The 24,554-nt window shown below is 36.4% G+C and carries 22 protein-coding genes; 18 read left to right on the top strand and 4 right to left on the bottom strand.

Annotated features, from left to right (window positions below; translation table 11 throughout):
- The first annotated feature begins 27 nt into the window (after window positions 1–27).
- Together KO527_RS11235 and KO527_RS11230 are read left to right on the top strand one after the other, a co-directional pair.
- On the top strand, window positions 28–957 hold the full coding sequence (locus KO527_RS11235) for a sugar phosphate nucleotidyltransferase (RefSeq protein ID WP_216040392.1): 930 nt from the start codon (window positions 28–30) through the stop codon (window positions 955–957).
- Window positions 957–2,030, top strand: a complete 1,074-nt coding sequence (locus tag KO527_RS11230; protein ID WP_216040391.1) for an aminoglycoside phosphotransferase family protein — start codon at window positions 957–959, stop codon at window positions 2,028–2,030. Before KO527_RS11235 ends, KO527_RS11230 begins: the two co-directional genes overlap by 1 nt.
- 66 nt (window positions 2,031–2,096) lie before the next feature.
- Here the strand turns inward: KO527_RS11230 and KO527_RS11225 are convergent, their stop codons facing one another.
- Together KO527_RS11225 and yegQ are read right to left on the bottom strand one after the other, a co-directional pair.
- Window positions 2,097–2,345, bottom strand: coding sequence for a YfhL family 4Fe-4S dicluster ferredoxin (locus tag KO527_RS11225; RefSeq protein ID WP_216040390.1), 249 nt, complete (start codon window positions 2,343–2,345; stop codon window positions 2,097–2,099).
- An 11-nt stretch (window positions 2,346–2,356) separates the two neighbouring features.
- Window positions 2,357–3,760 (bottom strand): tRNA 5-hydroxyuridine modification protein YegQ, encoded by a 1,404-nt coding sequence (yegQ, locus tag KO527_RS11220; RefSeq protein ID WP_216040389.1) that lies wholly within the window; start codon window positions 3,758–3,760, stop codon window positions 2,357–2,359.
- 320 nt (window positions 3,761–4,080) lie between these two features.
- Between yegQ and ndk the strand changes: the two genes are divergently transcribed.
- The 10 genes from ndk (at window position 4,081) to KO527_RS11170 (ending at window position 15,141) form a co-directional block, all read left to right on the top strand.
- Window positions 4,081–4,512, top strand: coding sequence for a nucleoside-diphosphate kinase (gene ndk / locus KO527_RS11215; protein WP_042152911.1), 432 nt, complete (start codon window positions 4,081–4,083; stop codon window positions 4,510–4,512).
- A 179-nt stretch (window positions 4,513–4,691) separates the two neighbouring features.
- A complete protein-coding gene (locus KO527_RS11210; RefSeq protein WP_216040388.1) occupies window positions 4,692–5,828 on the top strand; it encodes a bifunctional tRNA (adenosine(37)-C2)-methyltransferase TrmG/ribosomal RNA large subunit methyltransferase RlmN in 1,137 nt (378 codons plus the stop codon).
- A gap of 213 nt (window positions 5,829–6,041) precedes the next feature.
- The gene (pilW, locus tag KO527_RS11205) at window positions 6,042–7,511 is read left to right on the top strand and encodes a type IV pilus biogenesis/stability protein PilW (RefSeq protein WP_216040387.1); all 1,470 of its coding nucleotides are present in this window, start codon (window positions 6,042–6,044) and stop codon (window positions 7,509–7,511) included.
- Complete coding sequence (locus KO527_RS11200) at window positions 7,508–8,485, top strand: RodZ domain-containing protein (RefSeq protein WP_216040386.1); 978 nt, start codon at window positions 7,508–7,510, stop codon at window positions 8,483–8,485. Before pilW ends, KO527_RS11200 begins: the two co-directional genes overlap by 4 nt.
- A 16-nt stretch (window positions 8,486–8,501) precedes the next feature.
- A complete protein-coding gene (gene ispG / locus KO527_RS11195; protein WP_216040385.1) occupies window positions 8,502–9,620 on the top strand; it encodes a flavodoxin-dependent (E)-4-hydroxy-3-methylbut-2-enyl-diphosphate synthase in 1,119 nt (372 codons plus the stop codon).
- Between the two features lie 132 nt (window positions 9,621–9,752).
- Window positions 9,753–11,030, top strand: coding sequence for a histidine--tRNA ligase (hisS, locus tag KO527_RS11190; protein ID WP_042152895.1), 1,278 nt, complete (start codon window positions 9,753–9,755; stop codon window positions 11,028–11,030).
- Window position 11,031: 1 nt separating this feature from the next.
- Complete coding sequence (locus KO527_RS11185) at window positions 11,032–11,682, top strand: tetratricopeptide repeat protein (protein ID WP_216040384.1); 651 nt, start codon at window positions 11,032–11,034, stop codon at window positions 11,680–11,682.
- 10 nt (window positions 11,683–11,692) lie between these two features.
- Window positions 11,693–12,874 carry an outer membrane protein assembly factor BamB gene (bamB, locus tag KO527_RS11180; protein WP_216040383.1) on the top strand — a complete coding sequence of 394 codons (1,182 nt, stop codon included), beginning with the start codon at window positions 11,693–11,695 and terminating at the stop codon, window positions 12,872–12,874.
- Between the two features lie 167 nt (window positions 12,875–13,041).
- Window positions 13,042–14,514: a ribosome biogenesis GTPase Der gene (gene der / locus KO527_RS11175; protein ID WP_216040382.1), complete on the top strand. Its 1,473-nt coding sequence runs from the start codon at window positions 13,042–13,044 to the stop codon at window positions 14,512–14,514.
- Between the two features lie 243 nt (window positions 14,515–14,757).
- Window positions 14,758–15,141: a VOC family protein gene (locus KO527_RS11170; protein ID WP_216040381.1), complete on the top strand. Its 384-nt coding sequence runs from the start codon at window positions 14,758–14,760 to the stop codon at window positions 15,139–15,141.
- A 41-nt stretch (window positions 15,142–15,182) separates the two neighbouring features.
- On the opposite strand, the gene argE is transcribed toward KO527_RS11170, so the two are convergent.
- Window positions 15,183–16,355, bottom strand: a complete 1,173-nt coding sequence (gene argE / locus KO527_RS11165) for an acetylornithine deacetylase (protein ID WP_216040380.1) — start codon at window positions 16,353–16,355, stop codon at window positions 15,183–15,185.
- 151 nt (window positions 16,356–16,506) lie between these two features.
- On the opposite strand from argE, the gene argC reads away from it, so the two are divergent.
- From argC to KO527_RS11135, 6 genes are all read left to right on the top strand, one after another.
- A complete protein-coding gene (gene argC / locus KO527_RS11160; protein WP_216040379.1) occupies window positions 16,507–17,541 on the top strand; it encodes an N-acetyl-gamma-glutamyl-phosphate reductase in 1,035 nt (344 codons plus the stop codon).
- A complete protein-coding gene (argB, locus tag KO527_RS11155; protein WP_216040378.1) occupies window positions 17,538–18,299 on the top strand; it encodes an acetylglutamate kinase in 762 nt (253 codons plus the stop codon). Before argC ends, argB begins: the two co-directional genes overlap by 4 nt.
- Before the next feature lie 21 nt (window positions 18,300–18,320).
- Window positions 18,321–19,244, top strand: coding sequence for an ornithine carbamoyltransferase (locus tag KO527_RS11150; protein WP_216040377.1), 924 nt, complete (start codon window positions 18,321–18,323; stop codon window positions 19,242–19,244).
- 148 nt (window positions 19,245–19,392) lie between these two features.
- On the top strand, window positions 19,393–20,604 hold the full coding sequence (locus tag KO527_RS11145) for an argininosuccinate synthase (protein WP_216040376.1): 1,212 nt from the start codon (window positions 19,393–19,395) through the stop codon (window positions 20,602–20,604).
- A 67-nt stretch (window positions 20,605–20,671) separates the two neighbouring features.
- Window positions 20,672–22,543 carry an argininosuccinate lyase gene (argH, locus tag KO527_RS11140; RefSeq protein ID WP_216040375.1) on the top strand — a complete coding sequence of 624 codons (1,872 nt, stop codon included), beginning with the start codon at window positions 20,672–20,674 and terminating at the stop codon, window positions 22,541–22,543.
- A 418-nt stretch (window positions 22,544–22,961) separates the two neighbouring features.
- Window positions 22,962–23,213, top strand: a complete 252-nt coding sequence (locus tag KO527_RS11135; protein ID WP_216040374.1) for a hypothetical protein — start codon at window positions 22,962–22,964, stop codon at window positions 23,211–23,213.
- A gap of 732 nt (window positions 23,214–23,945) precedes the next feature.
- Here the strand turns inward: KO527_RS11135 and msrA are convergent.
- Window positions 23,946–24,479 (bottom strand): peptide-methionine (S)-S-oxide reductase MsrA, encoded by a 534-nt coding sequence (gene msrA / locus KO527_RS11130; RefSeq protein ID WP_216040373.1) that lies wholly within the window; start codon window positions 24,477–24,479, stop codon window positions 23,946–23,948.
- Between the last annotated feature and the right edge of the window lie 75 nt (window positions 24,480–24,554).

Below are 24,554 nucleotides of genomic sequence, written 5' to 3'. Positions count from 1 at the left end.
TATTTTATATTTTTGATGAATGTTTGAATGTCAACAAAACAAGAAAAACTTACCTTAGTGATATTAGCAGCAGGGCTTGGCACACGATTTGGTGGGTCTAAGCAATTAGCTGAAATTGTAGGGCTCGATCGTACAATTATGGAACTGAGCATCTGTGATGCAGTAAAAGCAGGTATTACGCATCTTGTACTTGTGATAAATGAAAACATTAAAACAGAAATAGAGCAGGATGTGTTACCCCGCTTACCAACAGGCTTAAATGTAAAATTAGCCATTCAAGATCGTAATAATATTCCTCTAGACTTTAAACATTTAGCTGTAGAGCGCATAAAACCTTGGGGAACGGGTCATGCGTTATTATCCGCTAAACCTTATGTATCCGGTAAGGCTATTGTGATCACTGCGGATGATTATTATGGCAAATCGGCATATCAATTATTAGCAAATGAATTGTTAGCCGATAGACCAAATAATAACTCGCAATGGAGCTTAGTTGGTTATCCTATTTTAGATACTTTATCTGAGCATGGTGGTGTTAATCGTGGTATTTGTCAGGTGGATGAAAATAAGCATTTACAACAAGTAAACGAATTTTTAGAGATCACGTATCAAGAAAATAAACTTTCAGGATTAAATCACACTCAGGTAAGAGAAGCCATATCAACTGAAAGCTTAGCATCGATGACAATTTGGGGATTTGATGAGACTTTATTTGACTACTTAGAACGTGGTTTTGTTGAGTTTCTATCAAAATATGACAGCGCTGTCCAAAAAGAGTATTATTTACCGAATCAAATACAAAAAGCCATAGATACTGAGCAAAAAAAAGTAACGGTATTACGTGCTAACGAGTCTTGGTTAGGAATGACCTATCGTTCTGAGCTAAGTGATATCACCAAAAAGCTTAATCAGATTTTCAAGGGAGGCAGTATAGACAGCTGCCAGAGTAATAAATAATGTACACAGAACAAGCAAATATATTATCAGAGCATTTTGGACTAAATAATAATTTAGATTGCCAAGTTACCATAAAGCCAATAGGCAATGGTCATATTAATACCACTTTGTTACTTCAAAGCGCGAATGCGCCTGTAGTAGTGCAAAAATTAAATACTTATGTTTTTCCACAGCCAAATGAATTAGTTAATAATGCGAGATTAATTGAAAAACACTTAACAAATAAAAAACAAGATAATAATTACGATCTTGAAATCATCAAACATGTTGCAACTGTAAATCAAGACTATTTGATTGATATAAAAGGTGATAGCTGGCGTGGTTTAGAGTTTATTGGTGGCAGCTATAGTGAAGATGTTGTTGCCAATGTTCAGCAAGCCAAAATCGCTGCTAATGCTTTTGGGCAGTTTGCAGCAGCATTAGAAGATTTTGATGCAACACAACTTTTCTCAGTTATTCCTGATTTTCACCATTTAGCCAAGCGAGTAGACACTTTAAAAGAAGTCGCTAATTTAGATAAATGTGATCGTTTGAAGAGCGCAAAAGAAGAAGTCGATTTTTGCTTGAGTCAAAATGCATTAATTGATGAGCTTGAAACTTTAAAGTCTCAATTACCACTGAGAGCATGTCACAATGATACAAAAATCAATAATATGCTTTTTTGCTCTAAAGCGCACAATGCAAAAGCGGTTATTGATTTAGATACTTGCATGTCCGGTTATTGGTTATTCGACTTTGGCGATATGGTACGTACATTTTGTTCGCCTGAAGAAGAAGATTCAACAAACTTAGATAATGTCATTATTCGTGAAGATATTTTTGCAGCGATTGTTGAAGGCTATGTCACACCATTACAAAACTTAATCACTCAAGCTGAAAAACAAAGCTTTTGGGTTGGTGCTAAAGTGATGTGTTTAATGATAGGTGTACGTTTTTTAACTGATTATCTCGATGGTGATAATTACTTCAGCATAAAACGTGCTGGGCATAATTTAGATCGGGCTAAAAATCAATTTGCTTTGTACCAAGATTTATTGAAAAAAGAAGATAAATTAAAAGCGCTATTAGATTAACAAATTGTAGGCGGGAGTTTACTCGCGCGGAGTTAATGGTATAACTCCGCGTATAAATTAGGCTTTTTAACCTTGAGTCAGTCGAATAAACTTTTCGGCTAACTGATCTAAAGACTCTACATTATTAGGGTCTTTTTTTATGCAATCAATTGGACAAACACTTACGCATGTTGGCGTATCGTAATGGCCTACACACTCAGTACATTTGTCGGGATCTATTTCAAAGATCTCTTTTCCGAGTGTGATAGCCTGATTTGGACATTCAGGATCACACATATCACAGTTGATGCACTTGTTATTTATTAATAAAGCCACCTTAAGTACTCCTAAACAGCTTTAGCCTGCTTAAATGGGTTACGTGTATCTTGGCCTTCATCTAAATTTCTTAATAAAATAGCTTTATCTAAATCGATATCTTCAGGTAATGGAATTTTTACGATATGACCAGAGCCTTTTGCATCATCAATAGATTCACCTTTTTTATTTTCCATATGATCTAACTTAAAGCTGACATTGCCTTGTGGTGTCATAAGCTCTAATGAATGACCGGTACAGAATTTATTTTTAACGTCAATTTCTACTAAACCATTATCATGGCGACCTATTACTTCACCTACAAATTGTTGTTGCTCTGAAACAGAGTGGCCATAATCGTAGTTTTGATAATCTTGATGTGCATGGCGCTTCAAGAAGCCTTCCGTATAACCTCTATGCGCTAAATTTTCTAAATTACCTAATAAACTAGGATCAAAAGGGCGCCCAGCAACAGCATCATCTATCGCTTTACGGTAAACTTGGGCTGTACGTGCAACATAATAAAAGGATTTAGTACGACCTTCAATTTTTAAGCTATGCACACCCATTTTAGTTAATTGGTCAACATATTGTACTGCACGTAAATCTTTTGAGTTCATGATATAAGTGCCATGCTCATCTTCAAATGCAGGCATATACTCACCAGGGCGGCCTTGCTCTTCTAACATGAAGATTTCTTTCGTTGGTTCACCCGCACCTAACGTTGGGATCACAGCATTTGGATCAATTTTATGTACTATATCGCCTGTTTCATTTTCTTTGGCGGGCTTAACATCATATTCCCAACGACAAGCGTTAGTACAAGTTCCTTGGTTAGGATCTCGTTTATTAATATAGCCTGATAATAAACAGCGACCAGAGTAAGCCATGCATAAAGCACCGTGAACAAATACTTCAAGTTCTGTATTTGGGCATTGTTGACGAATTTCAGCGATTTCTTCAAGTGATAACTCACGAGATAAAATAATTCTTTCAACACCTTGTTTTGCCCAAAATAATACACTGGCGTAATTAACTGCATTAGCTTGAACTGATAAGTGAATTGGCATATCAGGGTACTTTTCACGCACTAACATGATAAGGCCAGGGTCAGACATAATAAGTGCATCTGGTTTCATTGCTACAACAGGTTCAATATCACGCATATATGTATTTATTTTTGCATTATGAGGTGCGATATTTGAAACAACATATAGTTTTTTACCTAAATCATGAGCTTCATTAATGCCGATCTCTAAATTTTCTAGATTAAATTCATTATTTCTTACGCGTAAGCTATAACGTGGCTGTCCTGCATATACTGCATCTGAACCATAAGCATATGCATAACGCATGTTTTTTAAGCTGCCAGCTGGAGATAAAAGTTCAGGGGTAAATAAGCTTGGAGAGTTTTCAGGAGTAAGAATAGATGACATTGTAAAACCTCATACATAGAACTGGGTACAAACCAGTTGCATGGATTATTTAATTGATAATGATAAAAACGCGGCATTTTATAAAAACAGCAACAAGCTGCTTTTGATCTGGATCATGTTTTTGAGCAAAACAGAATTAGATTAAAACCTTTAGTCGTCATATTTTTTAAATATTTCTATGAGATAGTGCTATTTGAATATAATTTCGACAATTAAGATAGGATCTTTGCATTTTATCGCGTATAATTCGCGCCCACTAATATACGGATGGTCTTCCATTTGTATAAACCATATTCTTTTAATTTATTGGAGCAAATAAGATGGCTTTAGAGCGTACTTTTTCAATCATCAAACCTGACGCAGTAGCAAAAAACCTAATCGGTCAAATCTATAACCGTTTCGAAACTGCTGGCCTTAAAATCGTAGCTTCTAAAATGGTTCACCTTTCTCAAGAGAAAGCTGAAGGTTTCTACGCTGAGCATTCAGAACGTCCTTTCTTTGGCGCTTTAGTTTCATTTATGACTTCAGGTCCAGTTATGGTTCAAGTTTTAGAAGGCGAAAACGCTGTTCTTAAAAACCGTGAAATCATGGGTGCTACTAACCCAGCTGAAGCACTAGCTGGTACTATCCGTGCAGATCTTGCTGATAGCATCGACGAAAATGCTGCTCACGGTTCTGACGCTTTAGAATCTGCTGCTCGTGAAATCGCTTACTTCTTCGCTGACGAAGAAATTTGTGCTCGCACTAGATAGTTTCTTTGTAGTAGCAGCTTAGGTTGCAATACACTACACGGATTGTAGAAAAGGGCTTTATGCCCTTTTCTTGTCTTTTTTATAAATAAATTATTGGTTTTGAGTTATTTATAAAGTAGATAAGTTTTATACATTTACTCATTAAAAACATTAAAGTCGTCATTATGGTAGAGGTCTTCATGAATACCACAAAAGCTAAAATTAACTTACTTGATTTAAACCGACAAGGCATGCGTGAGCTGTTTGAATCATACGGCGAAAAGCCATTCCGTGGCGATCAAGTAATGAAATGGATTTACCATTTTGGTGTTGATAACTTTGATGAAATGAGCAATATCAATAAAAAGCTTAAAGCACGCTTAAAAGCAGAGTGTGAAATTCGTGCACCTGAAATATCAGAGAAGCAAGTTGCAAGCGATGGCACAATTAAATACGCGTTAATTTTAGATGGCGGCCAAGAAGTTGAAGCTGTTTGGATACCTGAAAAGGAACGTAAAACGCTTTGTGTTTCTTCACAAGTTGGTTGTGCTCTGGAATGTACTTTTTGTTCTACTGCGCAACAAGGTTTCAATCGAAACTTAAAAGTATCTGAAATTATCGGTCAAGTATGGCGTGTTGCTAAAGATGTTGGTTTACACGCAGATAGCACAAATAGACCTGTAACGAATGTTGTTATGATGGGCATGGGTGAACCATTACTTAATCTGAACAATGTAGTGCCAGCAATGGAATTGATGATGGATGATTGGGGTTTTGGTTTATCTAAACGCCGTGTGACTATCAGTACTTCAGGTGTTGTCCCTGCTCTTGATATCTTAAAAGAAAAAATTGATGTTGCTTTAGCGATTTCATTGCATGCGCCGGATAATGAATTACGTGATGTATTAGTACCAATCAATAAAAAATATCCTATTGATGAATTTTTAGCTGCATGTCGTCGTTATATTGATGGTTCAAAAGCAAATAAAGACGTAACGATTGAATACGTTATGCTAGATCATATTAATGATAGTACAGATCAGGCACATCAATTAGTTAAAACACTTAAAGGTACGCCTTCAAAAGTTAATTTAATTCCGTTCAACCCATTCCCAGGTAATGATTATGGTCGTTCGAGCAATAGTCGAATTGACCGTTTCTCTAAAGTACTACAGGCAGCAGGTATAACCTGTATTGTTCGTCGTGCACGTGGTGATGATATAGATGCAGCATGTGGTCAATTAGTGGGTGATGTAAAAGATCGTACTAAACGAATCATGAAAAAGAGAATGCAAAATGATAACGGTATTGCCGTTAAGGTAATGCCAGCAAAATAATATAGAAAACTATTTTTAGTCATTTAGTAGCGCTATTTGGTGTTAACTAAATGACAAAAAGTAATGCAGTTAAGGTACTTTTCTGTAAACTATGCTTTCATTATAAGAAATGGTTACTTATAAGTATTTTTTGATAAACGAGCCAACCTCAATCGTTTACCTTAGCCAGTTTAGATTGATTTGATCGTCTTGTTTATTAATAAGGAAGTTTATATGCGTCAAGTTTCATTATATACAGTGATTTTACTTTGTTTATCGGGGTGTGTGACTCAAAACACATACGATGGCAGTAAAAAACCAGTTATCACTAAAAAAGTAGATAATACTCAAGCAGCACGTACACGCATATCTTTAGCTTTAAAATACCTATCGATGGGTGACAGCGCCCAAGCTAAATATAATTTAGAAAAAGCCAATCTATTTTCTCCAAATTTACCAGAAGTGCATTATACAACCGCTTATTTCTATCAATCAGTAGGTGAACCTAACAAAGCAAAAGAGTCATACGAAAAAGCACTCACCTTAGCACCCAATGATGCAAATACACTTAATAATTATGGTGTTTTTTTATGTGATATTGGTGAGTATGATCATGCTGTTGACAATTTTTTAAGTGCCATTGAAATTCCAAGTTACTTAAGAGTGGCAGAAAGTTATGAAAATTTAGCTTTATGTGCAATTAAAGCCGATGATTTTGATAACGTAGAAGAATACTTAGAGTCATCTGTAAAACATAGCCCAATGAGAGGCTCTTCATTAATTAACTTATCTGCTTTTTATTATGCTAAAAGTGATTTACATAAAGCACAAATGACGCTCAAACGTTATGGTGCAGCAGGGCGCATATCATCTCGATCTTTATTATTATCTTATCTAATAGAGTCGAGTATGGGGCATATTGAGCAAGCACGCACTTTATCGCAAACAATTGAACAAACTTATACAACTTCATTAGAAGCTAGAATTTTACGTGAACGTAAAACATCATCTAGTGAATTCGAGCAATTAAAAGAGCAATACCGTAAAAGTGAGTTAAGAAAATTACAAAAAGATATTCTATCTAGAAAAGACAAACCAAAAATAAAAATTATTAAGAAGAAAAAAGCACCTAATACAGCACAAGTGAAACAAACGCCTAATCAAGAGACTAAATTTACAAATAAGGCACCAACTCAAAAGTCGATGCCTTTAATTGCTGAAATAAAAAAAGAGCGTTCGAATATTAAACCTGAGGCTGTAGTATTAGTTGAAAAGTTAAAGATTGATGAATCAACAGCATCAGTTGAGCCGACTAAAGCAGAAAATACAAACAAAGCAAAATTAATAAAGCAGCAAGTCGCTTTTAAAAATCGCAGTATCACTGAAGTTGAAATACCATTTCACATTGTAAAAAGTGGTGAGAACTTATTTAGTATTTCAGTGAAATATAACGTTAAATTACAAAGTTTATTACATTGGAATAAATTATCAGAGTCAGATCAGGTTTATAAAGGAACCAAAATCTATTTGAACAATCCAAACATATATCATCAAGTGATTGAAGGTGATACTTTGTTTAGCATTTCAGTAAAATACAATATTCTGATGAAGAAGTTACTAGAATGGAATGCTTTAGAAGAAAATGTATATTTAGCACCAAGCAATAAAATTTTATTAGTGGATCCAAAAACTTACATATTATGACAGATAAAACAATAGAGCAGGATCAAGAGCAAGCCAAACCAAATTTAGGCTATATATTAGTAAAAGGCCGTGAAGCGGCTAATATCTCCATAGCGTCTTTGGCAAGCCAATTAAATTTAGATGAATCTCAATTAATTGATTTAGAAAATAATCAATATGAAAACTTAGGGCCTGAAATTTTTGTAAAAGGTTATATTAAATCTTACTGCAAACTGTTAGACCTAGACGAAAATGAAGTGATGCAGAGTTATCAATCAAGTACACATAACTCAAAAGAAAAGGAAATGCAGAGCTTTTCTAACCGCTTTGAAAAAGAAACCCATGATAGTCGCTTAATGATAGTAAGTTATATCGTTTTAAGCATCGTTCTTGGGTCTTCAGGCATTTTATGGTGGCAAAATCAAAACTCTAAAGATGAAGCTGTCATTAATTCTCCTGAAGTGGATATGAACTTGAATACTCAGGAAGTAACGGATGCGGTTTCAGTTACGACAGAGCCAAAATTAACTTCAATAGTTGAACAAAGCAATGTTATTCCGACTAAAGAAGAGATCACAGCAGTAAAAGCACATAACCCTGTAATGGATTTTAAGATTGCAAAAGTAAGTACCCCTGCTACAGATTCAATTTCAGAAGAAAAAAAAGATGAGAGTATTTCAGAGATAGTACCTGAAACAGCTATTACTACAGAGCAAGTTAATCAAGAAGAAGTTAAAAATGAACTTATCGTAAGTAAAATCATTATGCGCTTCTCTGGAGATAGTTGGGTTGAGATTTTTGATGCAACAAGTGAGCGTGTTGCTTTTGGCGTTAAAAAATCGGGTTATGTTATGACTGTTAATGGTGTTGCACCTTTTTCAGTGGTATTAGGCAAACATCAATTAGTAGAAATAGAATTAGATGGTGAAACTGTAGATACCTCTAGTTTTCCTACTAACCGTTTAGCTAAATTCCAACTTCCTTTATCGCTATAAATAGACTGAGTATATTATGTTTTCTGAAACACCTATCAAAAGAAGAAAATCCAGCCGAATTTATGTAGGCGATGTGCCAATTGGTGATGGTGCACCGATTGCTGTGCAGTCAATGACAAATACAGATACCATGGATATTGATGCCACTGTAAAACAAATCCAAGATATCCAAAATGCAGGTGCAGATATCGTACGTGTATCAGTGCCTACTATGGCTGCAGCAGAAGCCTTTAAAAGCATCAAGCAGCAAGTGGATGTGCCATTAGTTGCGGATATTCATTTTGATTATCGTATCGCATTAAAAGTCGCTGAATACGGTGTTGATTGCTTACGTATTAATCCGGGAAATATTGGTTCAGAAGATCGTATTCGCGCAGTTGTTGATGCCGCACAAACGCATGATATTCCAATTCGAATTGGTGTAAATGGCGGCTCTCTAGAAAAAGATATTCAAGAAAAGTATAAAGAACCCACACCAGAAGCATTATTAGAATCAGCAATGCGACATGTTGAAATATTACAGCGTCTTAACTTTGATAAATTTAAAATTTCAGTAAAAGCATCAGATGTATTTTTAGCTGTGGGTGCTTATAGATTACTTGCTAAAGAAATAGACCAACCTTTACATTTAGGTATAACAGAAGCCGGAGGTTTTAGAGCTGGCGCCGTGAAATCGGCTGTTGGTTTAGGCATGTTATTATCTGAAGGTATCGGTGATACTTTACGTATTTCACTTGCTGCTGATCCAGTACAAGAAATAAAAGTGGGTTTTGATATTTTAAAGTCACTACGAATTCGCTCTCGCGGTATTAACTTTATTGCCTGCCCAAGTTGTTCAAGACAAGAGTTTGATGTTGTTAAAACAATGAATCAACTAGAAGAAAATTTAGAAGATATCATCACACCAATTAGTGTTTCAGTGATAGGCTGTGTTGTAAATGGCCCAGGTGAAGCACTTGTAAGTGATTTAGGATTGGCTGGTGCAAATAAACGTTCAGGTTTATACATTAACGGTGAACGTCAAAAAACACGTATCGATAATGCAAATATTGCTGAGCAATTAGAAGCGCAAATACGTGATTTTGTAAAAGCAAAAGATGAGCAAGCGCTTATTGACGTGAAAATAGTTGAGTAATAACTTCCGCTTGTGATCACTAGCTAGAAGAAGAGGCGAATTTGGTTTATAATTCGGCTCTTTTGTTTTTAACGCGTATTATTATTTTCAGCGTTTTATTATTTATCAGTAACAAATGAATTAGGACCGACAGTGGCTAAACAAATCCAAGCAGTACGTGGTATGAACGATTGTCTGCCAGGCGATACACAAATTTGGCAGAAACTAGAAGCAACATTACGTGAAACAGTAGCTTCATTTGGTTATCAAGAAATACGTTTCCCTATTGTAGAATCAACAGATTTATTTAAACGCTCGATCGGTGAAGTAACTGATATCGTTGAAAAAGAAATGTACTCTTTTGACGATAGAAACGGAGATAGCTTAACTTTAAGACCTGAAGGCACTGCAGTGTGTGTTCGTGCAGCTAATCAAGCGGGCTTATTGTATAACCAAGAGCAAAGACTTTGGTATATGGGGCCTATGTTTAGACATGAGCGTCCGCAAAAAGGTCGTTACCGTCAGTTTTACCAATTTGGTTTAGAATCATTTGGTTTCTCAACAGCAGAGATGGATGCAGAAGTTATTATTTTAACTGCGCATCTTTGGAAAAAATTAGGCATAGATAAAAATGTAGCTTTAGAGCTTAATTCATTAGGTTCTAGTGAAGCGCGTGTAAAGTACCGTGAAATCTTAATTGCCTTCTTAGAAGAAAATAAATCGCAATTAGATGAAGATTCTTTACGTCGTATGCATACTAATCCATTACGTGTTTTAGATAGCAAAAACCCTGACGTTCAAGCATTATTAGTTAATGCACCTAAGCTGTCAGAAAACTTAGATGAAGAATCAGCTGAACATTTTGCAAATTTATGTGAACGATTAGATGCTGCAGGTATCGAATACCAAGTTAATGAAAAATTAGTGCGTGGTTTAGATTATTATAATCGTACTGTATTTGAATGGGTAACTAAAAATCTTGGCGCACAAGGCACTATATGTGCAGGTGGTCGTTACGATGGGTTAGTTGAACAGTTAGGCGGTAAAGCAACACCAGCCGTTGGTTTTGCAATGGGTATGGAGCGCTTAATTTTACTATTACAAGAGTTAGAGTGTGTTGGTGAGCTTCGCAGTAATGTAGATGTCTATTTTGCAGCTATGGGTGATAAAGCCAGTATTCAAGCACAAGTAATAGCACAGCAGTTTAGAGATCAAGTACCAGGCGTGCGTATTATGGTACATGCTGGTGGTGGTAACTTTAAAAAGCAATTAAAACGCGCAGATAAAAGTGGCGCACAAATCGCCTTAATCATAGGTGATGATGAGCTAGAACAAGGCATTTTGACGATTAAATATCTAAGAGAAAAGAAAGATCAAATAACATTAAATATTGATGAAGTCAGAACTCTTTTAACAGATTTGGTAGGGTAGTATGGAAGTTTATTCAACAGAAGAACAACAAGCAGAAGCGATTAAAGGCTTTTTTCGTGATAATGGTGTAGCACTTGCTGTAGGCGTAGTATTAGGTCTAGGTGGTTTATACGGCTGGAAAGCATATAACCAACATACAATTGAAACAACTGAGTCATTATCAGATTCTTACACGCAGTTAGTTGAAAATGCAGGGCAAGAAGGCTCAACTTTATTAACTGATGCAGATGAGTTCATTAAAACAAATGGTAGCTCTAGCTACTCAGTTTTAGCTGCTTTTGTAACAGCTAAAGAAGCAGTAGAAAAAGATGATTTAGATAAAGCTGCAGAAAAATTAACTTGGATTTCAGTAAACTCAAAAAATACTGAATTCAAAGCACTTGCTTTTACACGTTTAGCGCGCATTCAGTTAGAACAAAAACAATATGATGCTGCTTTAGCTACTTTGGGTAATACTTTACCTGAAAGCTTTAAAGCCACAGTTTCTGAGTTAAAAGGCGATGTATACGTTGCTAAAAATGAAAGTGAACAAGCGCGTAGTGCTTATCAGGCAGCTGTAGATGCAGGTGGCTTAGAAAATAACTCTCTATTACAAATTAAACTTGATAACTTAGCCGTTGCTGCGTTGAACGTACCAGTATCTGAAAAATAAGGTTAAAGTCATGAAAAAAATTACCATGGCAACACTGGCCTTATGTATGGCCTCATTAATGGGTTGTTCATCTAATGATGATGAAGAGCCTGACGAGCTAGTTTTACCTGTTATTGTAAATCAGTTTGAAACTAAAGTTTTATGGCAAGAGTCTGTAGGTGATGGTGTAGGCCATTACTACTCAAAACTTTCTCCTACTGTTTATAAAGAGACTGTTTACGTTGCAGATAGAAACGGCAAAGTAAAAGCGCTTTCTTTAGAGACTGGTGATGTAATATGGCAAAAAGATGTACGTGCAAACGTTGCATTTTGGCCTTGGGAAGATAGCGATAACGCAAAACTTTCTGGCGGTTTATTACAAGCATTTGGTAAAATTTACGTTGGCTCTGAACATGGCGAAATTATCGCGCTTGATAGAGAAACAGGTGAAATCGTTTGGCGTAAAAATGTGCCTGGTGAAGCGTTATCAAGCCCAGCAGCAGGTGACGGTTTAATTTTTGCTAACTTAGGTTCTGGACAACTTGTTGCCCTGCATCCTGATACAGGTGAGCAACGCTGGAAATATGAGCAAGAAGTACCAGCATTAACATTACGCGGCATGAGCGCACCAGTTGTTGCAAATGGCGGTGTTTTAGTTGGTGAAGAAACAGGTAAGTTGACAGTACTTATTTCTGAAAGTGGTTTTTCAGCTTGGAAAGCAGATATTGCTGTGCCAAAAGGGTCTTCAGAATTTGAACGCTTAGTAGATGTTGATGTGCAACCTATTGTTTCAGGCTCAATGGTTTATACTTTAGCCTATAATGGTAATTTAGCTGCTGTAGATATCCGCTCTGGTAACGTTGTATTTAAACGTGAATACAGTGGCTACAGAGAAATTGCAACGGATGGTCAAAATATCTATTTAGTAGATAGCTCTGGCGGTATTTTTGCCTTAGATAAAAACTCAGGCATCGAGCGTTGGAGTCAGCCAGCTTTAGTTGGTTGGCACTTAACTGGACCTACAGTTATCGGAAATAATTTAGTATTAGGTGATAACGAAGGTAATCTACATTGGTTAGATAAAGCCAGTGGTGACTTAGTTTCTCGTGAAGAGTTTGATAGTTCAGGCTTTTATGTAGAGGCAGTTACAGCTGGTAATAAACTTGTTATTACTACAAGAGATGGTGAAGTTTCAGTTATTGAAGCACCATAATGTAACGTTTTAGTTAATCGCAGTTTAACCTGTGATTAAATAAGATAATTTTAAAGGGCTTCGCATAGCGAAGCCTTTTGTTGTTTTTAGTTTTCATACTAAATTTATAGCTAAACCACTGAAAAGTCGGTTTTATTTATATTTAGTATAATTTTAAGGGGTTGTTTATGCTTCCTGTGATCGCTCTAGTTGGGCGACCTAATGTTGGTAAATCCACATTATTTAATCGTTTAACTCGTACTCGTGATGCGTTAGTTGCTGACTTTCCAGGTTTAACTCGTGATCGTAAATATGGTCAGGCGCGTAGTGATGACTATGAGTTTATCGTTGTGGATACTGGCGGAATTGATGGTTCGGAAACGGGCATCGAAGTGGAAATGGCTGAGCAATCTTTATTAGCAATTGAAGAAGCGGATGTTGTTTTATTTTTAGTTGATGCGCGTGCTGGCATGACTGTAGCTGATCAAGCAATTGCTAATCATTTACGTAAAAAAGATAAGCCAATCTTAGTTGTTGCTAATAAAACAGATGGTATTGATGCAGATTCAAACTGTGCTGAGTTTTATCAGTTATCACTAGGTGAAGTTTATCATATTGCGGCATCACACGGTCGTGGTGTAACTTCTCTAATTGAAATTGCATTACAGCCTATTATTGATGAGTACAATAAGCTTCACGGCATTGAAGTTGATGCTGTAGAAGAAGAGGATGAGTTTACTGAAATTTATGAAAATGATGAAGACTTAGAAGACTACAATCCTGAAGATAAACCAATTAAATTAGCTATCATAGGACGCCCTAATGTTGGTAAGTCAACATTAACAAACCGTATTTTAGGTGAAGAACGTGTAATCGTTTATGATGCGCCAGGCACAACCCGTGACTCTGTATATATTCCTATGACCCGTAATGATAGAGAATATGTACTAATCGACACTGCTGGTGTACGTAAACGTAAAAAAGTTAATGACGTTGTTGAAAAATTCTCGGTAATTAAAACATTAAAAGCGATTGAAGATGCAAATGTTGTTTTAATTGTTGTTGATGCCAGAGAAGGTATTAGTGACCAAGATTTAAGCCTATTAGGTTTTACACTTAATGCAGGTCGCTCATTAGTTATCGCTGTAAATAAATGGGATGGCTTAGATGATTATGTTAAAGATCGTATCAAAACAGAGCTAGATAGACGTTTAGGCTTTATTGATTTTGCACGTATTCACTTTATCTCTGCACTTCATGGTACAGGTGTTGGTCACTTATTTGAATCAGTAGACGAAGCATATCAATCTGCAACTAAACGTGTCAGTACGTCTATGCTACGTCGTATTATGGATATGGCACAGTCTGATCACCAACCACCTATGGTCAGTGGTCGTCGTGTTAAGTTTAAATACGCTCACGCAGGTGGCTACAACCCACCAATTATCGTTATTCACGGTAATCAGGTACATAAACTACCTACGTCATACAAACGTTACTTAATGAATTACTATCGTAAAGCATTAAATGTAATGGGTACGCCAATTAAGATTGAATTCCGTGAAGGTGATAACCCTTACGCTGGTCGTACAACTAAAGTTACTTTGTCGCAAAAACGTAAACGCAGACAAATTGCTAAGTTACATAAAAACAAAGGTTAGAGTTTTTTGAAGTAGCAGAAAAAGCGCCGATGGCGCTTTTTTTATGCCTATGTAACGGGATATGTAGTTATTTACCTGCCAATTCGTACATTGAGTTTAATAACTTAATACATTGAACCTAATCAAGTTTTTAGTTGATGGTTTAAAACTTGCTTGTTTTATTATCAATTTTAGGGCATATTTTAAGCTAATGATCACATAAGAATAAATTAATGATCATGTTCAAAATATAGGGGTGATGCGATGGAATTTGCTAAAACAATTATCTATGTTGATGATGTTGAAGAAACTTTAGATTTTTATTATCAAGCTTTTGGTTTAAGCACGATTAAAGATGATGGCTCAGGTCAATATGCAGAGCTAGATACAGGGCAAGTAAAATTAGCTTTTTCTGCACACCCTTGTGCACAATCAAACTTTAAACAAAGTTATATTCGCACTCAGCCAAAACAACCAGCACTGGGTTTTGAAATACGCTTTTATTGTGACAATGTTATTGAATCATATGATAAAGCCGTTGCAGCAGGAGCTGAACCTTTTTGTCCTCCCGCAGATAAGTCGCACGGACAAACATTAGCTTATGTCCGCTCAATTGAAGGTACTTTAATCGCTTTATCTTCACGATAATAGATTTAGATTCTGTAGGCGGGTCTTCAGCCGCGTTTATATTAAAAGCAGCTCTCTACAATTAATTGCTTAATCATTTGTTGTGTAGGTTTTATTTTTTCAATTGCTAAATACTCATCTGGCTGGTGTGCTTGATTGATAGAGCCAGGGCCCATAATAATCGTTTCACATCCAAGCTGCTGAATAAATGGTGCTTCTGTACAGTAATTCACTGCAATTGCTTTTTCTCCTGATATTTTTTCTGCTAATTTAACAAGCGCAGAATCGGCTGTGCCTTTAAACGCAGGAATAGGTTCGTGTAAATCTATCACTTCAACCGCATTGGAGTATTGTTTATTTATTTCGTTAACCGAACCTAACAGCATTGCTTGTAGTTCTATAACACTAATACCTGGTAAAGGGCGCATATCAATATGTAATTCACAACAACCACAAATTCGATTTGCGTTATCGCCACCATGAATATGGCCTAAATTCAAAGTGGGGTAGGGAATAACGAAGTGATCAACTGAATACTTATTCTTTAGTTCTTGCTTCAAAATAAGGAGTTTTCCTATCACCAAATGCATAATTTCAATTGCATTTAAACCGGCATCTGGATCTGAACTATGACCTGATTTACCAACAATTCTGATTGCATTCGACATATGCCCTTTGTGGGTAAATACCGGCACCATATCTGTAGGTTCACCTATAATACAGCGAGCAGGTTTTAAGTTTTTATGTTGGCAAACTTGCTGCGCACCTGCCATGGTTGTTTCTTCATCAGCAGTGGCTAATATGATCAAAGGCTGTTTTAAATTAGATAAATCTAAGCCTTGTAAAGCATGCAAAATGAATGCAAAAAAACCTTTCATATCAATCGAACCTAAACCAAATAATTTATTGTTAGTTTCCGTTAACGTAAAGGGATCCATGCTCCATTGATTATCATCAAAAGGAACTGTATCGGTATGACCCGCTAACATTAAACCGCCATGAAATTCTTTTTTTCCATTTTCACTGTCGCTAGGGTTTAACCTAGCCAATAAATTATATTTTCCTGGGGCACTTTCAAGCTCTGAAATTTCACATTCAAATCCTAATGATTGACACCAATTAGCTAAGTTATTAATCACATCTTTATTGCTTAAATTTAGCTTCTCATCAATTGCGCTGATCGAAGGTAGGGATATCAGCGTTTGGTACATTTGCATAAAATTGGGTATAGACATAATAAAACCTAAAAATAATTATTCATAAAACTTGAATATAAATCCAGTTTAACTTATTGTGCATACATATACACATATTTAGCATAAATATCTCCCCGGCGTAAGCTGATTTTTATTCCCTCCAATTGGAGGGAAATTTTTAGAGGTTAAGATGAAAGTAGTAATTATCGGAGCAAGTGGTTACAGCGGTGCAGAATTAGCATCTCTTGTAGCATCACATGAAAAATTAACACTTGCAGGTATTTATGTATCTGAAAATAGCTTAGATAAAGGTAAGTCATTAAGTCGTTTATATCCACAACACTTAGGTTTATTGGATTTACCTTTAGCACCTCTCACTTCAGAAGCTTTTACCGATATACAAAATAATGCTGATTATGTGTGTTTATGTACAGATCATAAAGTAAGTGTAGAACTTGCGCCGATTTTTATTGAAATGGGCAAAAAAGTTTTTGACCTTTCTGGTGGCTTTCGTTTGAGTTCAGATGAAGATTATCAAGAATACTATGGTTTCAGTCATGACAATATCTCTTTATTAAATGAAGCCGTTTATGGTTTAGCTGAATGGCAAAATCAGGACGATATAAAAAATGCACAATTGATTGCTGTGCCAGGATGTTACCCAACAGCCGCATTAAACGCATTAAAGCCTTTGGTTGATACTGATTTAGTCACAGAGCAACCTATTATCATAAATGCTGTGTCAGGTGTGTCAGGTGCAGGACGTAAAGCCAATATAGGCACGCATTTTTGTGAAGTAAGTTTAGGTGCTTATGGGTTATTCAATCATAGACATACACCTGAGATAGAAAAGTATTTAAACCATGATGTTTTATTTACGCCGCACTTAGGAAATTTTCCTAGAGGTATTCTCGAAACTATCTATGTGCAATTAAAAGACGGTGTCACGCAAGATCAAGTTGAAGCTGCATATCAATGTTTAGCAGATAAACCATTAATTCGTTTGTTAGGCAATACGATTCCATCAATCAATGGCGTGGCTAATAAACCATTTGTTGATATTGCGTGGCAACAAAAAGGATCACAACTCATTGTGATGTCAGCGATTGATAACTTATTAAAAGGTGCGTCAGGTCAGGCGCTACAGTGTATGAACATCTGCATGGGTTTACCGGGCGAATTAGGCTTACTGTCACAAGGGTTACCTAAAGGAGTTAAAGTATGAAAACTTGGGTAATAAAATTAGGCGGTGCCGTATTAAATAGTCAAAACGCGGCCAAAGCATTATTCGAAGTAATTGCTCAGCAAACTGACGCTAAATTTGTATTTGTTCATGGTGGCGGTGCTTTAGTTGATAGTTGGCTTAAAGATGCCGGTTTTGCAACGGCAAAACATTTAGGTTTAAGAATTAGCCCTAAAGAGCAAATGCCTTACATAGTTGGAGCATTAGCGGGTTGTGCAAATAAGCAACTTATAGGGCAAGCAATATCAGCAAGTTTAAAACCAGTAGGTTTAAGTTTGTATGAAGCAGGCATTGAAAGTACTAAAAAACTAAAAGCGTTAGGCCAAGTTGGTACCTGTGAAGCAACACAAGATAGCGTAATTCAAGCAATGCTTTGTGTAAACAGATTACCCATTGTTAGTTCAATTGGTTTTGATTTAGAAGGTAACTGGTACAACGTAAATGCTGATGAAGCGGCAGCAGCAATTGCAGCTAGCTTAGATGCAGAATTAATATTTATGACAGATGTAGAGGCAGTACTTGATGCTGACAAAAAACCTTTACATCAGCTTAATACAAATGAAATAAAAGAATTAGTTAATGATGGAGTGATATTAGGTGGTATGCAGGTCAAGGTTGAGACCAGTTTACGTGCTGCCGAACATTTACGACGAGGTGTTTATATCTCTAGTTGGCAAAAACCAGAAAATTTAGCTGGTTTACTTCAAGGCCAACATGTCGGCACAAAAGTCACTTTATAAATTATTTAGGAAGCATGCATCATGGCACAACATTTTTTACATGGATTAGAGTTAAATAAAACAGCAATTTTAAAATTGCTAGATTTAGCAAAAGCATTAAAAGCTAACCCTCAGGATTTCAATCAAGCATTAGTTGGGTTATCTATTGTTACTTTATTCGAAAAGCCAAGTTTAAGAACACGTCTTTCATTTGATATTGGCATTAATAAATTAGGTGGTCACGCAGTTTATTTAGATCAGCAAAATGGCGCTATGGGTTCTCGTGAATCGGTAAAAGATTTTGCTTTAAATATCTCAACTTGGGCTGATGGCATTGTAGCGCGTGTTAATCAGCACAGTACGTTAACGACTTTAGCAGAACACGCAAGTGTACCAGTCGTAAATAGCTTATGTGATTTATATCATCCATGTCAGGCATTGGCTGATTTCTTAACATTACAAGAAGTGCATGGTGATGTAAGTGAGCTAAAAGTAGCTTATTTAGGTGAAGGTAATAATGTAACGCATTCACTTATGTTATTAGCTGCAACTTTAGGCACTGACTTTGTTGCAGTTTGCCCTAAAGGTGATTCACCAGATGCACAAATTGTAAAACAAGCTGAGCAAATCGCAGCAATTAACGGTGCACATGTACAAGTAAGCGATCGTGTTGAAGCAGCAGCTGGCGCAGATGTATTGTATGCAGATACTTGGGTTTCTATGGGTGATACAACACCTCTTGAACAAGTAAAACAAAAGTATATGCCTTACCAGTTAAATCAAGAATTACTAGAAAAAACTGGCGCAAGTACTGTATTGCATTGCCAACCTGCACACAGAGAGTTTGAGATCACCTCTGAGCTAATGGATGGCCCTGCTGCAAAAATTATTCAGCAAGCTGAAAATCGTATGCATGCACAAAATGCGCTATTGATAACGCTATTAAATCCGAATTTTGTTAAGTAAAGGAACAGGCATTCCCGTGATGTTTTTATCGGGAATCTAAGATTGAAAAAGATCTCCGATAAAGACTTCGGAGATGATCAAATTATATGTTTTGTAGATTGGGCTTTAGCCCAACACGTTAAATAAAGAATTATTCAAAGGTAAAGTTATGAGCTCAATTAAAAAAGTAGTATTAGCATATTCAGGCGGTTTAGATACATCAGTGATCATGCCATGGTTAAAAGAAAACTATGATTGTGAAGTGGTGGCGTTTGTTGCTGATGTTGGTCAAGGTGATGAAGAGCTCGCAGGTATTGAAGAAAAAGCTATCGCATCAGGTGCATCTGAGTGTTATGTAGTAGATCTTAAAGAAGAAATGGTTGCAGATTATATTTACCCTACGCTTAAAACCGGTGCTGTTTACGAAGGCACATACCTTTTAGGTACATCTATGGCACGTCCTATCATTGCTAAAGCACAAGTTGAAGTGGCACTTAAAGTAGGCGCAGATGCGGTTGCTCATGGCTGTACTGGTAAAGGTAATGACCAAGTACGTTTTGAAGCATGTTTTGCTGCATTAGCACCAAATCTTAAAGTAATTGCACCTTGGAGAGAGTGGGACTTAGATAGCCGTGAATCATTGCTTGATTACCTAGCTGAGCGTGATATTCCATGTGCAGCATCAGCTAAAAAAATATATAGCCGTGACGGTAATGCGTGGCATTTATCTACAGAAGGTGGTGAGCTTGAAGATCCGTGGTGTGAGCCGTCAGCTGAAATTTGGCCTTTAACAAATTCTCCAGAAGAAGCACCAAATGAAGCGCTGTATATTCATATCGGTATCGAAAAAGGTGAAATCACAACAATTGATGGTGAAAAACTATCTCCATACCAATGTTTAGAAGCGCTCAATAAACCTGCTGCATTACATGGTGTTGGTCGTATTGATATCGTAGAAAATCGTTTAGTAGGCATGAAGTCTCGTGGTTGTTATGAAACACCAGGCGGTACAGTTATGGTTACTGCTTTACGTGCACTTGAAGAGCTTGTATTAGATAAAGAGTGTCGTAAGTGGAAAAACACATTTGCCAATGAATTTGCTCACCTTGTTTATGATGGTCGTTGGTTTACACCGCTTAAAGATTCTATTTTAGCAAGTGCTGAAGCGTTAGCTGAAGTATTTACAGGTGAAATTGTAGTTAAACTTTACAAAGGTAACGTAACTGCAGTTCAAAAGAAATCACCTAACAGCTTATACAGTGAAGATTTTGCAACTTTTGGTGCCGATGATGTTTATAACCAGTCTCATGCTGAAGGGTTTATTCGTTTATTCTCACTTTCAAGCAGAATCACAGCACTAAGCAAAGAAAATACAAAATAGTTTTTAGCAATAAAAAGCAAGTAGCAAGTAATAACAAGGGCGAATTTATTCGCCCGGGAGAACAAAGATGGCATTGTGGGGCGGCAGATTTTCATCAGGACCAGATCAGGCATTTAAGCAGTTTAACGACTCTTTGCCTTTTGATTATCAATTAGCAGAACAAGATATTGTAGGTTCAATAGCTTGGGCAAATGCATTAACGCAAGTAAATGTATTAACCCAAGATGAATTCCAACAAATTCAATCAGCATTAAGTGAGTTATTAGACGAAGTAGCTGTTAATCCACAAGCAATTGTGGCATCGGGTGCTGAAGATATTCACTCTTATGTTGAAACTGCATTAATTGAAAAAGTAGGCGACTTAGGCAAAAAATTACATACAGGTCGTAGCAGAAACGACCAAGTAGCAACTGACTTTAGACTATGGAGTCGTGATACAGCTGAACAACTTTTAAAGGCAATCGCATCGCTTAAAAATGCGATAGTAACTTTAGCTGAAAAAGAGTTTGGTACTGTATTACCAGGTTATACGCATTTACAACGTGCACAGCCTGTTTTATTTAGTCACTGGTGCATGGCTTATTATGAAATGCTAGAACGTGATGAAAGCCGCTTACAAAATGCCTTAGACAGACTTAATGTATGTCCTCTAGGGTCTGGTGCACTTGCGGGGACAGCTTATGCCATAGATCGGCAAAAACTTGCCGAATCATTAGGGTTTGCCTCTGCTACAAAAAATAGTTTAGATGGCGTATCTGATCGTGATTTTGTTGTCGAGTTATTGAGCTGTGCTTCAATCTCTATGATGCATCTATCTCGTATGGCAGAAGATATGATCTTTTATAATACGGGCGAAGCAGGATTTTTAGAGTTAGCAGACAGCGTTACTTCTGGTTCTTCTTTAATGCCGCAAAAGAAAAATCCTGATGCACTTGAGCTTATTCGTGGTAAGACAGGCCGTGTTTTTGGTGCGTTTTCAGCCATGATGATGACTTTAAAAGCCTTACCGCTTGCTTATAACAAAGATATGCAAGAAGACAAAGAAGGTCTATTTGATGCGATGCCAACTTGGCTTGCTAGCATTCATATGGCTGAAGCTTGTATTAAAGGTGTTAAAGTTAATTCAGAGGCAACCAAATCCGCTGCACAAGGTGGACACGCTAATGCAACAGAGCTCGCTGATTATTTAGTTGCTAAGGGTATTCCATTTAGAGAAGGCCATCATATCGTAGGTGAGCTGGTACAAGTTGCGATAGGAGAAGGTAAAAATCTAGAAGACTTATCCATTGCACAATTTAAAGCAGTATGTGAAACAATTGATGACGATGTTTATCCAGTACTTGAGCTTCAAGCCTGTTTAGATGCCCGCAAAGCACTTGGTGGTACATCTGAAACACAAGTGAAATTCGCAATTAAAAATGCGCGCGCTTCGCAAAAAGTAATTGTTCGTGATGCCAGATTAAGTGATGTTGAATCTATTAATGACTTAATTCAGTATTGGGCAAAAGTGGGTGAAAACTTACCACGTGCTAAAAGCGATATGGTGCACTCAATAAATGAATTTGCTGTCACTGAAGTTAACGGTAAAGTAACGGGCTGTGCGTCTTTATATATCTACGATACAGGTCTTGCTGAAATACGCTCTTTAGGGATTTGCGAAAAAGTAGAAGCGAAAGGCCAAGGGCGTGCATTAGTAGAGCACTTATTAGCAAAAGCTAAAAAGCTAGCACTTAAACGTGTCATTGTTTTAACACGTGTACCTGGATTCTTTGCCAAACTAGGCTTTGCTGATAGTCATAAGTCTGAATTACCTGAAAAAGTAATGAAAGACTGTGAATTATGTTTACGTAAAGACAACTGTGATGAAGTTGCGATGGACTATTTATTAAACGAAAAAATCGATATGGTAAACCAGATCCCATGTAAAAACGTTGCTTAACCTCAGCTTGTAGAGGAAAGTATGCCGAGGCATTAGATTGCCCCATAGTTTATTAGCTGGGTTTTAATTAAAGGTCTTAATACTTTTAGTTGGGAATGAGGATCAGTTCATTAACGCAAAAAAGCCTATTGATTCAAAGAATCAATAGGCTTTTTTGTTGCTAAATTAAGCATGTCATTCTAAAGCATTAAATAAAAAGTATGGTTCTAGGTAAATAAAAACAATTCCTTATTCGTAATTCGATGTAATTGATTGTAATTAATGGTTATTTTTAAATAGTTGGATCGTAACTTGCTAATTCTTAGAGAAGAAGAGAAAGAATAAAGCAGAATTCACGCTTGAGATTAAAATTTAAACTTTTTTACAAAATAATATTCAAGCTCAAGCTTTTTTAAAATAACTAATAAGGGTAAATAATATGCAAGTTTCAAATAATCCAGCAGTATCGGCACTAGCTTATCAACAAAATCAACCAGCTAAGACTACAACAACTCCTCAAACGACTAGCACAAATACGTTACAAAATGATACAGTAACGCTTTCGCAAGCCGCTAAAGATTTAGGTGGCGCTGAAATACTTCAAAGTACTGCTACAGAAACTAAATTTTCAGGTGGTGATGTAGAACCAAGACGTGGTGGTGGTAGTATTGTATTCCCAGATAAAAAATAGGGGTTAATCCTTTTATATATGTATTTTTCTCTAGAAACTTTAGGTTTGCATTTTGATACAATATTAGTCTGGGGAATGCTTATGGCATTCTTATTGAATTTGTATTTTTATACTTGCAATATTAGAGTTGATAAGTCTTTGGTAGTTAGTTCAACTATTATGTTTTTATCATACTTCTTGAGTAACCATTATTTAGATTTGTCAGCTGCAAAAGATAATTTTTATCTTGCTCTCATAACATATGATTTAATTACCTTATCTTTAATATATTTTATACATAAAGGACTTGGGGTAATAGGATCTGTAGGTTTTAAATACATTCTGATTGGGTTAATTTTTAATAGTATACTTCATTGTATAATACATATAGATATTATGGTGTTATCGAATAGAGAACAATGGTGGTATTGGAGCTTTTATTCTATAGGTGTTAATGCTGTAGATTTCCTTATGGCTTGCGCACTCATTATGAACCGCGATTATCTAGGCTTAATTAGATTCTCCAAATTCATTACTTCACCAATTCGAAAAAAAGCGCTGAATTAGCGCTTTTTTTACACCTAAATATAAGTGGGTTTTACCTAGCTTACATGTTTATTTTAGACTTTAAATTAGAAACTAAACCTTCGTCATTCCCGAGTTGTTTTATCGGGAATCTATAAACTGGAATGTCGATGGAAAAGATCTTTGATAAAACACTTCAAAGATGACATATGAAGAGTCATTAAAACCTCACTTCAAATACTCCGCAAACACCTTATTAAACTTAGCTATTTTTGGTCCTATTAACATACTACAGTAGGGCTGTTGTTGATTGGCTGCATAATAATCTTGGTGGTAAGTTTCTGCGGAATAGAATATTGGAGCAGGGCTTATCTCAGTGACGATATCATCATTATGATTTTCTTGATGTTTAATGATAGCTTGCTCGGTTAAGTACTTTTGTTCCATATTATGATAGAACACCACACTGCGATATTGCGTGCCGGTATCGTTACCTTGGCGATTTAATTGAGTCGGGTCGTGTAAAGTAAATAACATATCTAATAAAGTCTCAAAGGAGACTTTGTTTTCATCAAACTGAATCTCAATCACTTCAGCGTGGCCTGTTAAACCAGTACAAATTTGCTGATAGGTTGGATTATCAATCGTGCCGCCAGCATAACCTGAGCGAACTGACGCTACGCCAGCGACATTTCTAAAAGCAGCATCAATGCACCAAAAACAGCCAGCGCCAAAAGTGGCGGTTTGCAGATTATTATCCATAAATATAAGTTCGAATTTGATATATGTAACAGCAGTATAACTAAAAATAGGCAAGGATCTAGGTTCTAGAAAAAT

Origin of the sequence: Pseudoalteromonas sp. C2R02 (assembly GCF_018860845.1) — a bacterium.
Taxonomy (GTDB): Bacteria; Pseudomonadota; Gammaproteobacteria; order Enterobacterales; family Alteromonadaceae; genus Pseudoalteromonas.
This window is presented reverse-complemented; position numbering and strand designations above follow the sequence as displayed.

Bases quoted from the DNA above. Each gene is read 5' to 3' on its own strand.
- KO527_RS11235 (WP_216040392.1), top strand. From the start codon at position 28: ATGTCAACAAAACAAGAAAAACTTACCTTAGTGATATTAGCAGCAGGG.
- KO527_RS11230 (WP_216040391.1), top strand. From the start codon at position 957: ATGTACACAGAACAAGCAAATATATTATCAGAGCATTTTGGACTAAAT.
- yegQ (WP_216040389.1), bottom strand. From the start codon at position 3,760: ATGTCATCTATTCTTACTCCTGAAAACTCTCCAAGCTTATTTACCCCT.
- ndk (WP_042152911.1), top strand. From the start codon at position 4,081: ATGGCTTTAGAGCGTACTTTTTCAATCATCAAACCTGACGCAGTAGCA.
- KO527_RS11210 (WP_216040388.1), top strand. From the start codon at position 4,692: ATGAATACCACAAAAGCTAAAATTAACTTACTTGATTTAAACCGACAA.
- pilW (WP_216040387.1), top strand. From the start codon at position 6,042: ATGCGTCAAGTTTCATTATATACAGTGATTTTACTTTGTTTATCGGGG.
- KO527_RS11200 (WP_216040386.1), top strand. From the start codon at position 7,508: ATGACAGATAAAACAATAGAGCAGGATCAAGAGCAAGCCAAACCAAAT.
- ispG (WP_216040385.1), top strand. From the start codon at position 8,502: ATGTTTTCTGAAACACCTATCAAAAGAAGAAAATCCAGCCGAATTTAT.
- KO527_RS11185 (WP_216040384.1), top strand. From the start codon at position 11,032: ATGGAAGTTTATTCAACAGAAGAACAACAAGCAGAAGCGATTAAAGGC.
- bamB (WP_216040383.1), top strand. From the start codon at position 11,693: ATGAAAAAAATTACCATGGCAACACTGGCCTTATGTATGGCCTCATTA.
- der (WP_216040382.1), top strand. From the start codon at position 13,042: ATGCTTCCTGTGATCGCTCTAGTTGGGCGACCTAATGTTGGTAAATCC.
- KO527_RS11170 (WP_216040381.1), top strand. From the start codon at position 14,758: ATGGAATTTGCTAAAACAATTATCTATGTTGATGATGTTGAAGAAACT.
- argE (WP_216040380.1), bottom strand. From the start codon at position 16,355: ATGTCTATACCCAATTTTATGCAAATGTACCAAACGCTGATATCCCTA.
- argC (WP_216040379.1), top strand. From the start codon at position 16,507: ATGAAAGTAGTAATTATCGGAGCAAGTGGTTACAGCGGTGCAGAATTA.
- argB (WP_216040378.1), top strand. From the start codon at position 17,538: ATGAAAACTTGGGTAATAAAATTAGGCGGTGCCGTATTAAATAGTCAA.
- KO527_RS11150 (WP_216040377.1), top strand. From the start codon at position 18,321: ATGGCACAACATTTTTTACATGGATTAGAGTTAAATAAAACAGCAATT.
- KO527_RS11145 (WP_216040376.1), top strand. From the start codon at position 19,393: ATGAGCTCAATTAAAAAAGTAGTATTAGCATATTCAGGCGGTTTAGAT.
- argH (WP_216040375.1), top strand. From the start codon at position 20,672: ATGGCATTGTGGGGCGGCAGATTTTCATCAGGACCAGATCAGGCATTT.
- KO527_RS11135 (WP_216040374.1), top strand. From the start codon at position 22,962: ATGCAAGTTTCAAATAATCCAGCAGTATCGGCACTAGCTTATCAACAA.
- msrA (WP_216040373.1), bottom strand. From the start codon at position 24,479: ATGGATAATAATCTGCAAACCGCCACTTTTGGCGCTGGCTGTTTTTGG.